This is a genomic window from Streptomyces sp. NPDC050508, assembly GCF_040655155.1.
Taxonomy (GTDB): domain Bacteria; phylum Actinomycetota; class Actinomycetes; order Streptomycetales; family Streptomycetaceae; genus Streptomyces.
On sequence record NZ_JBFAJJ010000017.1, the window covers coordinates 137,930 to 152,232 of the forward strand.

Consider the following 14,303-nt stretch of genomic DNA (forward strand, 5'->3'; position numbering starts at 1 on the left):
CGCGAACGGGGCGTGGGCAGACATCCTCCCCACACCCCGTTCCGTGGCCGTAACGCTGTCATTACAGCGCTCTTTTGGCCATGGTCGTGACTGGCCTAGAACCAACGGTTCAGGAGGTCTTGACCTTGATCGAGCCGTCCTTGATGCCCGCCTCGGCCTTCGCGAGGGCGGCCTGCAGGGTGGCGTTGTTCTTGAAGGTCGGGTTCGAGTCGGCCAGGCCGACCGCGCCGTTGCTCAGCGAGCCGCGGATCTCGCCGCTCAGGGGCTTCTTGTCCTTGATGACGGACTTGGAGAGGTCGTAGACCGCGCCCGCGACGTTCTTCAGGGCCGAGGTGAGGATGTACGGCTTGTACTTGGCCAGCGCGGCCTGGTTGTACTGGTCGGAGTCGACACCGATCGCCCAGACCTTGTGCGCGGCGGCGGACTTGATGACGCCCTGGCCGGAGAGACCGGCGGCCGCGAAGACCACGTCCGCGCCGGCCTCGATCTGACCGTCGGCCGCGGCCTCGCCCTTGTCGGGGCTGGCGAAGCCGCCCTGGGCGGGGGTCTGGGTCAGGTACTGCGCCTTGACCGTGACACCCTTCTTGGTGTCCTTGACGCCCTGCTCGAAGCCCGCCTCGAACTTGTGGATCAGCGGGACGTCCACGCCGCCGACGAAGCCGACCGTGTTCGACTTCGTGGTCAGCGCGGCGGTGACGCCGGCCAGGTACGAGGACTGCTCCTCGTGGAAGACCATGTCGGCCACGTTCGAGGCCGTGATGGTGTTGTCGTCGATGATGCCGAAGGTGATCTTCGGGAACTTCGCGGCGGCTTCCTTGACGGCGGGGGCGTAGGCGAAGCCGACACCGATCACCGGGTTGTAGCCGGACCTGGCGAGGGTCTCCAGGCGCTGCACCTTGTCCGCGTCGGACTCGTTGTCCTGCGGCTCGACGTCACGGCCGCTGACGCCGAACTCCTTCTCGGCCTTCACCAGACCCGCGTAGGCGGCGTCGTTGAAGGACTGGTCACCCTTGCCGCCGACGTCGTAGGCAAGACCAATACCCTTGGACGTGCCGGAACTGCTGCTGCTGGAGCTGGACTCGCTGGACGAGCTGCCGCAGGCGGAGACGGTTACTGCAAGAGCTGCGGTTGCAACGCCTGCAACCGCGATTCGGGACACCCGGCGCATGGAACGAGACTCCTTCGTGCAAGCGCCCAAACCAGGCGCTGGTTCCGCCGCAGCGTAACGCGCGTAGACCAGAGGGAAAACCCCATCTGTCCGGTCCGTTATAGAGCTGTGGCCACAGATGGTGGCCAGCGTACGGACAGCCGAGCGCCCCTTGCGGGAAGCAAGGGGCGCCTGGCTGCAACGATGCCCGGAGGGGCTAGTCGAAGACCCTCGTCATGGAGCGTCGTACTACTTCGTGTTGACCGTGATCTTGCCGGAGACGATGTCCGCCTTCGCCTTGTCCACCGCGGCCACGGCGGCGGTCATGGCCTTGTACTTCGGGTTGGAGTCGGCGAAGCCGACGCCGTCGTTGTCGAGGCCGTAGCGGATCACGCCGGTCTTGGGCTTGCCCTCGTAGACCGACTTCACCAGGTCGTAGACCGCGCCGCCGACGTTCTTCAGGGCCGAGCCGAGGATGGAGTCCTTGTACTTGGCGAGCGCCTTCTGGTTGTACTGGTCGGAGTCCACACCGATGGCCCACACGCCCTTGGCGGAGGCTTCGGAGATGACGCCCTGGCCGGACAGACCGGCGGCGGCGTAGATGACGTCCGCGCCCGCGTCGATCTGGCCGCTCGCCGCGTCCTTGCCCTTGTCGGGGCTGGAGAAGCCGCCCTGGGCCGCGGTCTGCGTCAGGTACTGCGACTCGATCTTGATGCTCGGGTTGACGGACTTGGCGCCCTGGTCGAAGCCGGCCTCAAACTTGTGGATGAGGGGGACGTCCACGCCACCGATGAAGCCGATGTGGTTCTTCTTGGTGGCCTTGGCCGCGGCGACACCCGCCAGGTACGAGGACTGCTCCTCGTGGAAGACGAGGTCGGCCACGTTGGCGGCCTGGTCCTGCTCGTCGTCGATGATGCCGAAGGTGATGTTCGGGAACTTCGCCGCGGCCTCCTTGACGGCCGGCGCGTAGGCGAAGCCGACACCGATCACCGGGTTGTAGCCGGCCGTGGCCAGGCTCTCCAGGCGCTGCACCTTGTCCGCGTCGGACTCGTTGTCCTGCGGCTCGATGTCGCGGCCGGTGAGCTTGAACTCCTTCTCGGCCTTCTGGAAACCGGCGTACGCGGCGTCGTTGAAGGACTGGTCGCCCTTGCCGCCGACGTCGTAGGCGAGGCCGATGCCCTTGCCGGTGTACTTGCCGGACGAGGACGAGTTGCTGCCGCTCGCCTTGTCGGCGGTCTTGCTGGAGCTACCGCACGCGGTGGCCGCGAGGGCGATGACCGTGACGGCCACCGCAGCTTGGGAGAACTTCGTCCTCCGAGATGTCTGACGCACAGCAAGCACTCCTTCGTCCCCACGGCACCGTCACCGGACCGCTTCCCCAAGCCGCCGCCTCTGTGGCGATTTCCGCGCACAGTAACGCGCGTAGACGAGGAGGGGAACGGGGTTTCTCCTTGCCGTTACCGGATCGTGCCGCCGCCGCGTTACGTTCACGCGCCGGTGGTTACACCCGGGTGACACAAGGGGACGTAGGGGTACCGAACGGGCACCCCTGCGCCCCCGTCGTGTTCAGATCGCGCCGTCGATCAGCGCGGCGGCGGTGAACAGCTCCACGCCGGCCGTGATCGCGGACTCGTCGGCGTCGAAGTCGCCCTGGTGGAGGTCCCGTACGGTCCGCTCGCCCGGTGTCCGCACGCCCAGCCGGGCCATGGCGCCGGGCACGTGCTCCAGGTACCAGGAGAAGTCCTCGCCGCCCAGGCTCTGCTCGGTGTCCTCGACGGAGAGCGGGCCGCGGCGGGCGATCATGGCGTCCCGCAGCAGCTCGGTGACGTGCGCGTCGTTCACCACGGGCGGCACCCCGCGCACGTAGTTGATCGCGGACTTGGCCCGGTGGAGCCCGGCGACCTCGTCGATCGCCGCGTGCACGATGTCGGGCGCCTGCCGCCAGGCGTCGAGATCGAGACACCGTACGGTCCCCGACAGCTCGGCGTGCTGCGGGATGACGTTGGGCGCGTGGCCGGACTCGATGCGCCCCCAGGTCACGGAGACCCCGCTGCGCGCGTCCATCCGGCGGGAGACGATCGCGGGCACGTCGGTGGCGACGCGGGCGGCGGCTGTCACCAGGTCGGTGGTCAGGTGCGGCCGGGCCGTGTGGCCGCCCGGTCCGTCCAGGGAGACCTCCAGGCGGTCGCAGGCGGAGGTGATGGGTCCGACCCGCAGCCCGATCCGCCCGCTGTCCACCTTGGGGTCGCAGTGCACGGCGATGATCCGCCCCACACCCTCCAGCACCCCGCACTCGATGGCGTCGGCAGCACCGCCGGGCAGGACCTCCTCCGCGGGCTGGAAGAGCAGCCGTACGGCACGCGGCAGGAGGCCCTGCTCGTGCAGCCGGGCGAGCACGAGACCGGCGCCCAGCACGACGGTGGTGTGGATGTCGTGGCCGCAGGCGTGGGCACGGTCGGGCACGGTGGAGCGGTACGCGCACTCACTCTTCGTGTCCGGGATGGGCAGGGCGTCGATGTCGGCGCGCAGCGCGAGCATGGGTACGGCGCTGTCACGCGGCCCGATGTCACAGACGAGGCCGGTGCCGATGGCGAGGACGCGCGGTTCGAGACCGGCGGCTTCCAGCCGTTCCTTGATCGCGGCGGTGGTCCGGAACTCCTGATTGCCCAGCTCGGGGTGCATGTGCAAGTCACGCCGGAACGCGACGAGTTCGGCACGCAAGGCCTCCGGCAGGGTGCCCGGGAGCACATTCCCGACGGATTCGGCCTCGGACTCTGCCTCGGATTCCTCGGACTCTGGTGACATCAATTGCTTCACCCTCTGAAGGGTAGGGCGCCCGGGTGGTCAACTGACCCTCGATCAACAAAAGTTCAACCCGTTAGTCGAAGAAAATCTGACCGTCGGCCGCATAGCTGCTTACGGGGATGGGTACACTCCCCGTTCCTTCTGGGATACCACGCCTCACCACAGCACGGCTCGCCCCGTCCGCATCACGGACACGGTCACGCAACGTGTCCCTTGGTAGGGTCCGCCGTCGTGACCGACCCGAACGCGGCCCTGACCGCGGACTTCATAGAGTCCACCCGCTCCTCCTACGACACGATCGCGCCCGCGTACAGCGCCGAACACCCCGACGGTCTGGGCGAGGGCCCCGTCGAATCGGGCCTGCTGACCGCCTTCGCCGAGCTCGTCCGTACGGCGTCGGGCGAGGCACCGGTGGCCGACGTGGGCAGCGGGCCCGGATATGTGACGGCGCGGCTCAACGCCCTGGGCCTCCCCGCCTTCGGCATCGACATCTCGCCGCACATGGTGGCGCTGGCCCGCGAGGCGCATCCCCAACTCCGGTTCGAGGTGGGCTCGATGACGTCCCTGGACGTACCGGACGGGACCCTCGGCGGGTTGATCGCCCTCTACTCGACGATCCACATCCCGGACGACCGCCTGCCCGGCGTCTTCGCCGAGTTCCACCGGGTCCTGCGCCCCGGGGGCTACGTCCTGCTCGCGTTCCAGGCCTCGGAGGGCGAGCACATCCACATGACGGAGCGCTACGGCCTGGACATCGCGCTCGACTACTACTTCCGCACCCCGGCCGAGGTCGCCACGTCCCTCACGGAGGCGGGCCTGAGCCTGTACGCCCAGGCCCGCGTCGAGCCCCAGGGCCAGCAGAGGTGGGGGCGCGCCTTCGCGCTGGCTCAGAAGCCGACGGGTTCCGCCTGAGCGCCGACGGTGAACAGCAGGGGTGACCTCACCCCGAGCCGGGCGGCACAGTCGGCGACGGCCACGGCCGGCCAGCCGACCGCGTCGCAGGACCACTCGGTGAGGTCACCGCGCAGTGTCGTGCCGTGCAGGGGCGGGCCGGTCCAGAAGCTGTCGCGGAACGGCGGCGGCAAAAGGGCGTCGCCCCGCACGGTGACCTCGTGGTCCCCGCACGTGAACACGCCCTGGTCCAAGTCCCGCAGATCCTGGACGAGTTGACGCGCGACGGCCGGGATCACCGGATCGCGCCCGCTGTTGATGCGGACGTCCACCGGGGTCCTGGCCGCCGGGTCGCGCTCACCGAACCACTCGACGGTCCGCAGGGACGGTACGGCGGCGTAGGCCGGCCGTGCCGCCGGGTCGATCCCCTGTACCGGCAGCAGCACCTGCACCGCGGCGAGCCGCACCGTGCCGATCCGCGCCGTCACGTCCTGGGCATGGCGCAGGAACGGCTGGACGGGGAGCGGCCGTTCGGCCGTCACAGGATCGGCCTCGACCTGGAACCAGGGGACCCGTCCTGCGCCGGGCGCGGCCTGTGGTTGGCTCCACCCGGACCGCCTTACGCCTTACGCGGCCGTCACCGCCGACAAGCGATGCACGTCCCGCGCCGTCCCCGTGACCCCCGACAGGAACCCCTGCGCCCGGGGCGAGGCATTCTCGGTCAGCCACGCGGGGTCGATGTCGCACACCGCGACCCGAACTTCCGTGCCCACCAAGGCCAGCGGCAAGGTGTGGACCACGGTTGACGGGAAGCTGAGGATCGTGCGGCCGATGGGACCCCGGCGGGCGATCAGTTCCAGTGGGAGGTCCGGGCGGACGATCTCCAGGCCCGTCTCAACCGCCAACCGGTGGAGTTTCTCCGTGCTTTCGCGGCGGTGGGCGAAGTAGCGGGTCGCGCCGTGGGTCTTGGCGAGTGCGGCCACCGCCTCCAGGTAGCGGTCGACATCCACCACGCCCGTCTCGACGAGCGACGTGCCGACCATGTCCGCGCCCTTGGTGATACGGGGCGGGCCGAAGGTGGCGCGGGTCCAGGCGAACTCGTTCGCCGTGATCGTGACGCCCTCGGGGGTGGTCTCGATCGGCATGGAGGAGAAGATCTCCACCTTGCGGCGGGCGCTGGGCGTGAGGCGGCGGCGGGCCGAGGACGACACCGGAGCGAAGATCAGGTCGCGCGGTCCGGGGCGTCCGCCCTTGCGGTGCCAGCGCACCAGGCGTTCCCCGCTGGCGAGTTGGGCGACGAACTCCATCGTCGCCGTGCCGTCGTCGACCACGACCAGCTCACGTGCCTTGGTGATGGTCAGCAGGAGTTGTACGTAGCGGGAGAACGGGTCGCCCATGACGATCCGGTCCGCCCGGCGGAGGAGTCGTGTCAGGCCGCCGATGGTCTGGAAGGGGGCCGAGGGTCCGCCCCGCGCCTCCTCCCAGCGCACGGTGTGGCCCTCGTCGCGGGCCAGGTCGGCCATGCGGCGCAACTGGCCGCGGGTCATCGGGTCGGTCGGTGACAGGACCACGAGGGTGAGCCCCCCGCCGGGTGCCTCCTCGGCCCGGAGCGCACGGAGGTGCGCCCACTCCAGCACGTTCAGAAGCTGTACCGGACTCTCCACGAACGCGAGAGTGTGGGGGGTGAGGCCGGCGGTGCCGGCGTGGGGGCTCATTGTCGTACGACCGTCCCGTGACCGTAAGTGACGCTGGCGCTGGCTCTTAATGGCTCAGACTCAGACCGAGACCGGCTCGCCCGCTGCCGCGGCGATCTCCGCCTCGGCGACGACGCCGTTGACGCGGCGCAGCTTCTTCATCGGGCCGAGCTCCGAGTCGTAGACCTTCTTGACGCCGTCGCCGAGGGAGGCCTCGATGGTGCGGATGTCGCGGACGAGGCGGGTCAGGCCCTGCGGCTCGACGGAGGCGGCCTGGTCCGAGCCCCACATGGCGCGGTCGAGGGTGATGTGACGCTCGACGAAGGTGGCACCGAGCGCGACCGCGGCGAGGGTGGTCTGCAGGCCCGTCTCGTGGCCGGAGTAGCCGATCGGGACGTTGGGGTACTCGGCCTGGAGGGTGTTGATGACGCGGAGGTTGAGCTCCTCGGCCTGCGCCGGGTACGTCGAAGTGGCGTGGCACATCAGGATGTTGTCCGAGCCGAGGACCTCTACCGCGTGGCGGATCTGCTTCGGCGTCGACATGCCGGTGGAGAGGATGACCGTACGGCCGGTCGCGCGGAGGGAGCGCAGGAGCTCGTCGTCCGTGAGGGAGGCGGAGGCGACCTTGTGGGCCGGGACGTCGAACTTCTCCAGGAAGGCGACGGCCTCGGTGTCCCACGGGGAGGCGAACCAGTCGATGTTCTTGGACTTGGCGTACTCGTCGATCTGGCGGTACTCGTCCTCGCCGAACTCCACGCGGTGGCGGTAGTCGATGTAGGTCATGCGGCCCCAGGGGGTGTCGCGCTCGATGTCCCACTGGTCGCGCGGGGTGCAGATCTCCGGGGTGCGCTTCTGGAACTTGACGGCGTCGCAGCCGGCTTCGGCGGCGGCGTCGATCAGCTTGAAGGCGTTCTCCAGCTCACCGTTGTGGTTGATGCCGATCTCGCCGACGACGTAGACGGGGTGGCCGGGGCCTGCGGTCTTCGAACCGAACTGGCGCAGACGGGAGTTGTTGCTCATGACAGCGGGTTTCCTTACTTGGTGAGGGAATCGAGAGAGGGGCCGAGGATCCAGCTGGCGATCTCTCGGACAGCGCCGTCGCCACCGGGCACGGTGGTGACCGCGCGTGCGGCGCCGCGTACGACGTCGTGGGCGCTCGCGACCGCCACGGGCCAGCCCACGAGGGCGAAGCACGGGAGGTCGTTGACGTCGTTGCCGACGTAGAGCACGCGCTCCGGCGCGATGCCCTGCTCCTCGCACCACTGCTTGAGTGCGAGGTCCTTCCGGTCGATGCCGTGCAGGACCGGGAGTTGGAGCTTCCGGGCCCGGGCGGCGACGACCGGGTTCTGCTCCGAGGACAGGATCAGCATCTTCAGGCCGGTCTTGCGCAGGGCCGCGATGCCGAGGCCGTCTCCGCGGTGCACGGAGACGAACTCGCGTCCGTCGGAATCGATCAGCACCCTGTCGTCGGTCTGGGTGCCGTCGAAGTCGAGTACGACCGCGTCGATGTCGTCGGCGGTCGGGAGTGAGCCGGGGCGGTCCGCGTCGAAGAGCGGGGCCAACGCCCTTGCCCTGGCCAGCTCGTGGGGATCGTCGATCTCCAACACGCGGGCGGGGTCGGTCCGTACGAGTTCCGTGCGGCCGAAGAAGCGGTGGCCGACCTTGCGGAAGCCGGCCGCGTCCATGCCGTAGACGGCGCCGGTCTCCAGGAAGTCCTGGGGGCGGTCCTGGCGGCGCGGGCGGAAGGACTTGTCGTGGTTGACGCCGTAACCGCCGCTGGTGACAGGGGGGTTGGCGACCTTCGTGGCGCCCCCGACCTCACCCGTGCGGGTCGGCTCGACGACCGTCGTCGCCTCGTCGTCGGCGTCGCGCCACACGAAGCCGTGGAAGGGGGCGACGGTGTGGGCGGTGTCGGCGCCGTTCGCGACGATCGCGTTGACGATGCCGTCGACGTCCTCGCGGACGATGAAGGGGCTGGTGCACTGCACGAGCAGGACCACGTCGACGGCCGCGCCGTGCAGCGCCTCGTGGGCGTCCATGGCGTGCAGGACGGCGGCCTCGGAGGTCGCGGTGTCACCGGCGATGGCGGCGGGCCGCAGCACGACCTCGGCGCCGGCCTGGCGGGCGGCGGCGGCGATGGCCTGGTCGTCGGTGGAGACGACCACGTCCGTGACCAGCCGGCTGGCGCGGCACTCACGTACGGCGCGGGCCACCAGCGGTACTCCGCCGACAGGGGCGAGGTTCTTGGCGGGGACGCCCTTGGAGCCGCCGCGCGCGGGGATCACCGCGAGCACCCGGCGCACCGAAGCGCCTTGACCTGCTTGCGAGTTGGACATGGGCTCTACTCCCATGGGATGTGCTCCTTGAGCGGAAGTCTTGGCGTTCGCGGCTCTGGCGTTCACAGCTCCCCCATCCGGCGGATGACGGGCGCCACGCGCTGCACTCCGTGGCGGTAGGCGCCGCGCGCGGCCCGGCGCACGATCTGCCGGACGGGACCGGGCTCCTTGTCCGCGGCCGGGGCGCCGGGCAGCGGGGTGCCGTCCGGGCCGAGGTGGTGGCGGGCGAGGATGCCGGGCAGATAGCCGGGGGCGGTCTCGGGCGTGTAGTAGGGGGTGAGGGCCGGCATCCCGTCCCCTGCCAGCAGCTTGGCGATGCGCTCGCGGGCCGCGTCGAAGGCCGTCTCGTACGATCCGTCGGCGGCAACGCCCTGCCGGGCCACCCACTCCGCGTCCGGCACCGGCTTGTACCCGGCGTCGAGCTGGTCCCAGGAGGCGAGGCACCCGGAGCCCACGAAGTGGTGGTTGCCGAGCCCTTCGCGGATGCCGAGGTCGGTCAGCACGACGGTGGGGATACTGCGGTGCAGGGACTCCAGGGCGGCCGTCGAGCTGATGGTCACCAGGAGGTCGGTGCGGTCGAGCACTTCGCCCATGTGCCCGTACACCAGGCGGAAGTTGGCGGGGAGGTCCTTGCCCTGGACCAGCTTCTGGTAGGGCAACTCCTCGATGTGCGTGGTGTGTTCGCCGGGCTTGGAGCGCAGCTTGAGGAGGACCTCGCGGTTGGGGTGGAAACGGGCGTGCTGGATCGCCCTGTTGAGCAGGTAGTCGCGGTCCCGGCGGTTGTCGGGCACCGAGGGCTGCACGGCGAAGACGACCGTGTACGGGTCGTGCTCGCCGGTGTAGGTGTCTCCGCCGAGGAACGGCAGGGCGACCTCGGTGACCGCCGAGGAGTCGGCGCCGACCCCGTCGTAGACGGCCTTGAAACGGTCCGCGTCCTGGCGGGAGTTGGCGAGGACGAGGTCCGCGCCGTGCCGCAGCAGCAGGCCGTCGGCGAGCTTCTCGTAGACGACGCCGACATAGCCGGTGACGACCACAGGGCGCTCGGTGCGTCCGTCCCAGGCCCGCGCCAGTCCGTGCAGCATCGCCTGGACCCCGCCGCCGACGAGGGAGAGGACCAGGAGGTCGTACGGCTCCTTCTCCATGGCGCGCAGGAACTCGACGGCGGTCACCTCGCGGAGGGAGTCCGCGGTGACGCCGACTTCCTTCAGCTGGCGGGCTGTTGGGGTGGCACGACCCCGCAGGAGGTATCCGTCCAGAGAGATGTCCGAATTCGGCGGAGCGATGCGGTTCGCGGTGAGCGAACCCCATTTCCACCGGGTGTCGGAATCCGCGAGGACGGCGACTCGCAGGGTCTGCGTTGCACTTGCTGGCACACCGAAGACGCTAGGAAGCCATTCCGTTGTTCGGCCCAACCAGAAGGCAACAGACGGTTAACAGCACGCCTCCGAATGGCGAATCGGGGCGCCCTGGGCGCGAAAACCTACCCGCTTCATAGGTTCGCCACGTGGCGTTCATCCAATATCAAGGTGAAGGTAAAGACGGATGGCGGACGGCCACCTAACGTCGTCTGCGTGGTCAAGCTCTCCGTCATCGTGCCGTTCTACAACGTGCAGCAATACGCGCCCGACACGCTCAAGAGCCTGCGGGCGAACGCGCGCGCGGACTTCGAATTCATTCTCGTCGACGACTGCTCGCGCGACGGGACACCCGACATTCTCGCGCGTGCGGAGCGCGAGTTGCCAGGCGCGGTGCATGTCCGACACGAGAAGAACGGAGGACTGGCGACCGCGCGCAACACCGGGATCGACAAGGCCCGGGGGGAGTATCTGACGTTCCTCGACGGGGACGACTGGCTCGCCCCCGGTTACTTCCCCCAACTGGTGGACGCCATCGAGGAGTTGGGCTGCGACTTCGTGCGCACGGACCATGTCCAGTGCACCGCGCGGGCCCGCACCATCAACCGCGTGCCGCACGGTCGGCGCGGGGTCGTGATGAATCCGCGCGAGGCGATCCTGCCCGCCGACCGGTCCACCTCCGTCGACTACGCGTACGCCTGGGCGGGGATCTACCACCGCAGGCTGGTCGACCGCGGCCTGCTCCACTTCACCGACGGGCTGCGCACGGCCGAGGACCGGCCGTGGATCTGGAAACTGCACCGGGAGGCGGAATCGTTCGCCGCGGTGAACCTGCTCGGCGTCTTCTACCGGCGCGGGGTCGCCTCCTCGCTCACCCAGATCGGGGATGTCCGCCAACTCGATTTCATTCGCGCGTTCGACCAGGTCATCGAGGAAACGGCACAGGACCGGGACGCGGACAAACTGCTCCCCAAAGCCGTTCGCACATATTGCGCAATCATTTCCCATCATCTGGGATCCATCGAAAGGTTCGAGCCGGCGGTGGCGAGAAAACTGAAGTCGATGAGCGCCGTCGCGCTGCGGCGTATGCCGCAGGACGTGGTGGACGAGGCGCTCGACTCCATGGACATCCAGCGCGCGACGAGGCTGCGCCGACTGCGCCGCCGTCCCGCCGCCGCGGGGGCCGCCGCGTGACCACCCAGATCTTCCTGGCGTCGACGCTGTACGGCACCGCCACGCTCGCCGCCGCCCTCGACTCCGACTGCTTCCGCCCGGCGGACCGGCGCATCCTCCTGGTCTGCAACAACGCGGCGACGCCCGAGACCACGCCCGGCCTCGACGAGGCGCCCGGCTTCGAGCGGCTGCGGGAACGCTTCGACGACGTGCTGTCGTGGAACGAGACCATCTCCCCCTTCCACCCCGGCGGTTGGGGCCCGCGCCTCGACGACGTCCCGATGTGGGAGCGGCATCTGCGGCTCCTGTGGAACCTCGGCGACGACGACGTGGAACTGGCCGTCGAGTCGATCCAGGTCAACCCGGCGATCGGCGTCTCCCAGATCTTCACCGGCGCCCCCGTCACCGTCTACGCCGACGGCCTGATGAGCTACGGCCCGACCCGCAACAAGATCGACCCGCTGGTCGGCACCCGGGTGGACCGCCTGCTCCACCTGGACCTGGTGCCGGGCCTGGTCCCGCTGCTCCTCACCGAGTTCGGCGTCGAGCCGGAGCTCGTCCCGACCGACGCCTTCGTGAAGGTGCTGTCCGAACTCGGCGACACCGCCGAGGAGTTGCCCGCACTCCCCGACGAACCCGCCCTGCTGCTCGGCCAGTACCTCTCCGCGCTCGACATCCTCACCGCCGAGGAGGAGGAGGACCTCCACGTCCGGATGCTGCGGGGCGTGGTCCAACTCGGCCACACCCGCGTGGTGTTCAAGCCGCACCCCTCGGCACCGGCCCGCTGGTCGCGCGCGCTGGAGCAGGAGGCCGAGAAGCTCGGCGCCGACCTCACGGTCCTCGACACCCCGGTCCTCGCCGAGGTCCTCTACCAGCGGCTGCGCCCCGTCCTGGTCGTCGGCTGCTTCTCCACGGCCCTGCTCACCGCCGGCGCACTCTACGGCCTCCCGGTGGCCCGCGTCGGCACGTCCACGCTGCTGGACCGGCTGACGCCGTACGAGAACAGCAACCGGGTGCCGGTGACGATCGTCGACGCGCTGCTGCCCGAGCTGTCGGACCGTGCCGCGGTCACCGAGCAGCGCCCGGGCATGGACGTGACGGCGCTCAACGAACTGGTCCAGGCGGTCGGTTACGCGATGCAGCCGAAGATCTACCCGCAGCTGCGCCCGGCCGCCGAGGCCTATCTGACCCGGCGGCTCGACTCGCACACCTGGCGCTACTTCAAGCGCAAGCGCCTCACCTCGCTGGCACTGCCCGGCGCGGTACCGGCCCAGCTCGCGTTCATCCCGCGCAACGCGACCGTGCGCCGGGTCGCCCGGCGGGCCCGCCTGCTGAAGCGGACCGTGAGCCGCTGACACCCGACTCCCCCGACGGGCCGGCTCTCCGGAGCCGGCCCGCGCTGTTTTCCGGGCTCCCTACACGGAGGCCGTTGCGGTGGCCCCCGGAGGTTGTAAACGCCAAAGCGAAACCTGGGTGAACGGCCAGGGACGGGGTGACGAAGGGTCGCGTCAGGGGCGTAAACCCGCCCGGATGTCGGACTAGTGTGCTGTGACCAAGCGAAGTCCCACCGAGGGGAAACCTGTGATCGACACGCCCGCGGACACTCGGGAAAACCCGACGGGCAACGTGATCCGCGCCGTCCTCCCGCCGACCGCCGACACGGTTCCCCCGTCCGACCCGCCGAAGCCGCCCAAGCGCCGGGAGACCCGCCTTCGCGCACTGGACGGGCTGCGGCTGCTCGCCGCGCTGATGGTGGCGGCCTACCACTACGGGGGCCGCGACGGCGAGGTCACCAAGGCGTGGGGCACCTCGCCGAGGCACCAGTTCCCCACCCTGCACTCGCTGTTCTCGTACGGCTGCCTCGGCGTGCAGGTGTTCTTCGTGATCAGCGGCTTCGTCATCTGCATGAGCGGCTGGGGCCGCCCGCTGCGCTCCTTCTTCGCCTCCCGCGCCTCCCGGCTGCTGCCCGCGTACTGGGCGGCGATCCTCCTCGTGACGGCCGTCTTCGCCCTGCCGATGGTGGCGTACAAGGCGGCCACGCCGAGCGACACGCTGGTCAACCTGACCATGCTGCAGATGCCGTTGGGCGTCGACCGGGTGCTGGGCGTGTGCTGGACGCTGTGGGCGGAGATCCGCTTCTACGCCCTCTTCGCCCTGTGCATCGTGCTGCCCGGTGCGAACCGGCGCCGCGTGATCATGTTCTGCGCCGGCTGGACGCTCGCCGCGGCGATCACCCAGGGCGCCAAGTCGCCGCTGCTCGACATCATCCTGATGCCCGAGTACGCGCCGTACTTCATCGGCGGCGTCGGCCTCTACCTCGTGCACCGCGACCGCAAGGACGTCTACGCCTGGGGCATCGTCGCCGTCAGCTGGCTGATCGGCCAGCACTACGCGGTGGCGAAACTGTGGCACGCGCCGAACGACACGGCCTTCTCCAACCGCTCCGCCTGGGGCATCGTCCTGGTCGTCACCTTCGGCTACGTCGCCGTCGCGGCGATCTCCCTCGGCTGGCTGGACTGGGCGAACTGGCGCTGGCTGACGGTCGCGGGCGCGCTGACGTACCCCTTCTACCTCGTCCACGAACACCTCGGCTGGGTCGTCATCAAGGCCTACCACCGGACCCTGGGCATCCCGTCGTACGCGACCATCGTCCTCACGGTCATCACCATGCTGGTCCTGGCCTGGCTGCTGAACCGCTTCGTCGAGAACCGGCTGACCCCACGCCTGCGCAAAGCCCTGTCGACCCCACGCGGCTGACGGTCCCCCGAAGATCTCCGCGCGTTCTTCGCCGTCGCACAACGGACTCACAGGAATTGGTTTTTCGTTCACCTCGCGGCCCGTTTGGCCGGGTGCCGTTGGGCAGATGCTGAGGAGTCCCGCACGGGCTCAAGCAGGCGAGCCT

At 69.6% G+C, this 14,303-nt stretch carries 12 protein-coding genes; 4 read left to right on the forward strand and 8 right to left on the reverse strand.

Annotation, left to right across the window (positions count from 1 at the left end; genetic code table 11):
- Nucleotides 1-109 precede the first annotated feature (109 nt).
- The 3 genes from AB0I69_RS37855 to AB0I69_RS37865 form a co-directional block, all read right to left on the reverse strand.
- Complete coding sequence (locus tag AB0I69_RS37855) at nucleotides 110-1,168, reverse strand: BMP family ABC transporter substrate-binding protein (protein ID WP_363100277.1); 1,059 nt, start codon at nucleotides 1,166-1,168, stop codon at nucleotides 110-112.
- 228 nt (nucleotides 1,169-1,396) lie between these two features.
- Complete coding sequence (locus tag AB0I69_RS37860) at nucleotides 1,397-2,479, reverse strand: BMP family ABC transporter substrate-binding protein (protein WP_363100278.1); 1,083 nt, start codon at nucleotides 2,477-2,479, stop codon at nucleotides 1,397-1,399.
- A 234-nt stretch (nucleotides 2,480-2,713) separates the two neighbouring features.
- A complete protein-coding gene (locus tag AB0I69_RS37865) occupies nucleotides 2,714-3,952 on the reverse strand; it encodes a M20 family metallopeptidase (RefSeq protein ID WP_363100279.1) in 1,239 nt (412 codons plus the stop codon).
- 231 nt (nucleotides 3,953-4,183) lie between these two features.
- Here AB0I69_RS37865 and AB0I69_RS37870 point away from each other — a divergent pair, with 231 nt between their 5' ends.
- Nucleotides 4,184-4,864: a class I SAM-dependent methyltransferase gene (locus tag AB0I69_RS37870; RefSeq protein WP_363100280.1), complete on the forward strand. Its 681-nt coding sequence runs from the start codon at nucleotides 4,184-4,186 to the stop codon at nucleotides 4,862-4,864.
- Here the strand turns inward: AB0I69_RS37870 and AB0I69_RS37875 are convergent.
- The 5 genes from AB0I69_RS37875 to AB0I69_RS37895 form a co-directional block, all read right to left on the reverse strand.
- Nucleotides 4,840-5,385, reverse strand: coding sequence for a hypothetical protein (locus AB0I69_RS37875; RefSeq protein ID WP_363100281.1), 546 nt, complete (start codon nucleotides 5,383-5,385; stop codon nucleotides 4,840-4,842). The two genes, AB0I69_RS37870 and AB0I69_RS37875, sit on opposite strands and share 25 nt — an antisense overlap.
- 84 nt (nucleotides 5,386-5,469) lie before the next feature.
- A complete protein-coding gene (locus AB0I69_RS37880) occupies nucleotides 5,470-6,558 on the reverse strand; it encodes a hypothetical protein (RefSeq protein ID WP_363100282.1) in 1,089 nt (362 codons plus the stop codon).
- 60 nt (nucleotides 6,559-6,618) lie between these two features.
- A complete protein-coding gene (locus tag AB0I69_RS37885) occupies nucleotides 6,619-7,557 on the reverse strand; it encodes an N-acetylneuraminate synthase family protein (protein ID WP_363100283.1) in 939 nt (312 codons plus the stop codon).
- Nucleotides 7,558-7,571: 14 nt separating this feature from the next.
- Nucleotides 7,572-8,873, reverse strand: a complete 1,302-nt coding sequence (locus AB0I69_RS37890) for an N-acylneuraminate cytidylyltransferase (protein WP_363100360.1) — start codon at nucleotides 8,871-8,873, stop codon at nucleotides 7,572-7,574.
- Between the two features lie 62 nt (nucleotides 8,874-8,935).
- Nucleotides 8,936-10,246 (reverse strand): DUF6716 putative glycosyltransferase, encoded by a 1,311-nt coding sequence (locus AB0I69_RS37895; protein ID WP_363100284.1) that lies wholly within the window; start codon nucleotides 10,244-10,246, stop codon nucleotides 8,936-8,938.
- A gap of 198 nt (nucleotides 10,247-10,444) precedes the next feature.
- Here AB0I69_RS37895 and AB0I69_RS37900 point away from each other — a divergent pair, with 198 nt between their 5' ends.
- The 3 genes from AB0I69_RS37900 to AB0I69_RS37910 all read left to right on the forward strand — a co-directional run bounded on the left by AB0I69_RS37900 (nucleotide 10,445) and on the right by AB0I69_RS37910 (nucleotide 14,158).
- The gene (locus tag AB0I69_RS37900) at nucleotides 10,445-11,422 is read left to right on the forward strand and encodes a glycosyltransferase family 2 protein (protein WP_363100361.1); all 978 of its coding nucleotides are present in this window, start codon (nucleotides 10,445-10,447) and stop codon (nucleotides 11,420-11,422) included.
- Nucleotides 11,419-12,756, forward strand: coding sequence for a polysialyltransferase family glycosyltransferase (locus tag AB0I69_RS37905; RefSeq protein ID WP_363100285.1), 1,338 nt, complete (start codon nucleotides 11,419-11,421; stop codon nucleotides 12,754-12,756). The genes AB0I69_RS37900 and AB0I69_RS37905 overlap by 4 nt, the downstream gene beginning before the upstream one ends.
- A gap of 226 nt (nucleotides 12,757-12,982) precedes the next feature.
- The gene (locus tag AB0I69_RS37910) at nucleotides 12,983-14,158 is read left to right on the forward strand and encodes an acyltransferase (RefSeq protein ID WP_363100286.1); all 1,176 of its coding nucleotides are present in this window, start codon (nucleotides 12,983-12,985) and stop codon (nucleotides 14,156-14,158) included.
- The last annotated feature ends 145 nt before the right edge of the window (nucleotides 14,159-14,303 follow it).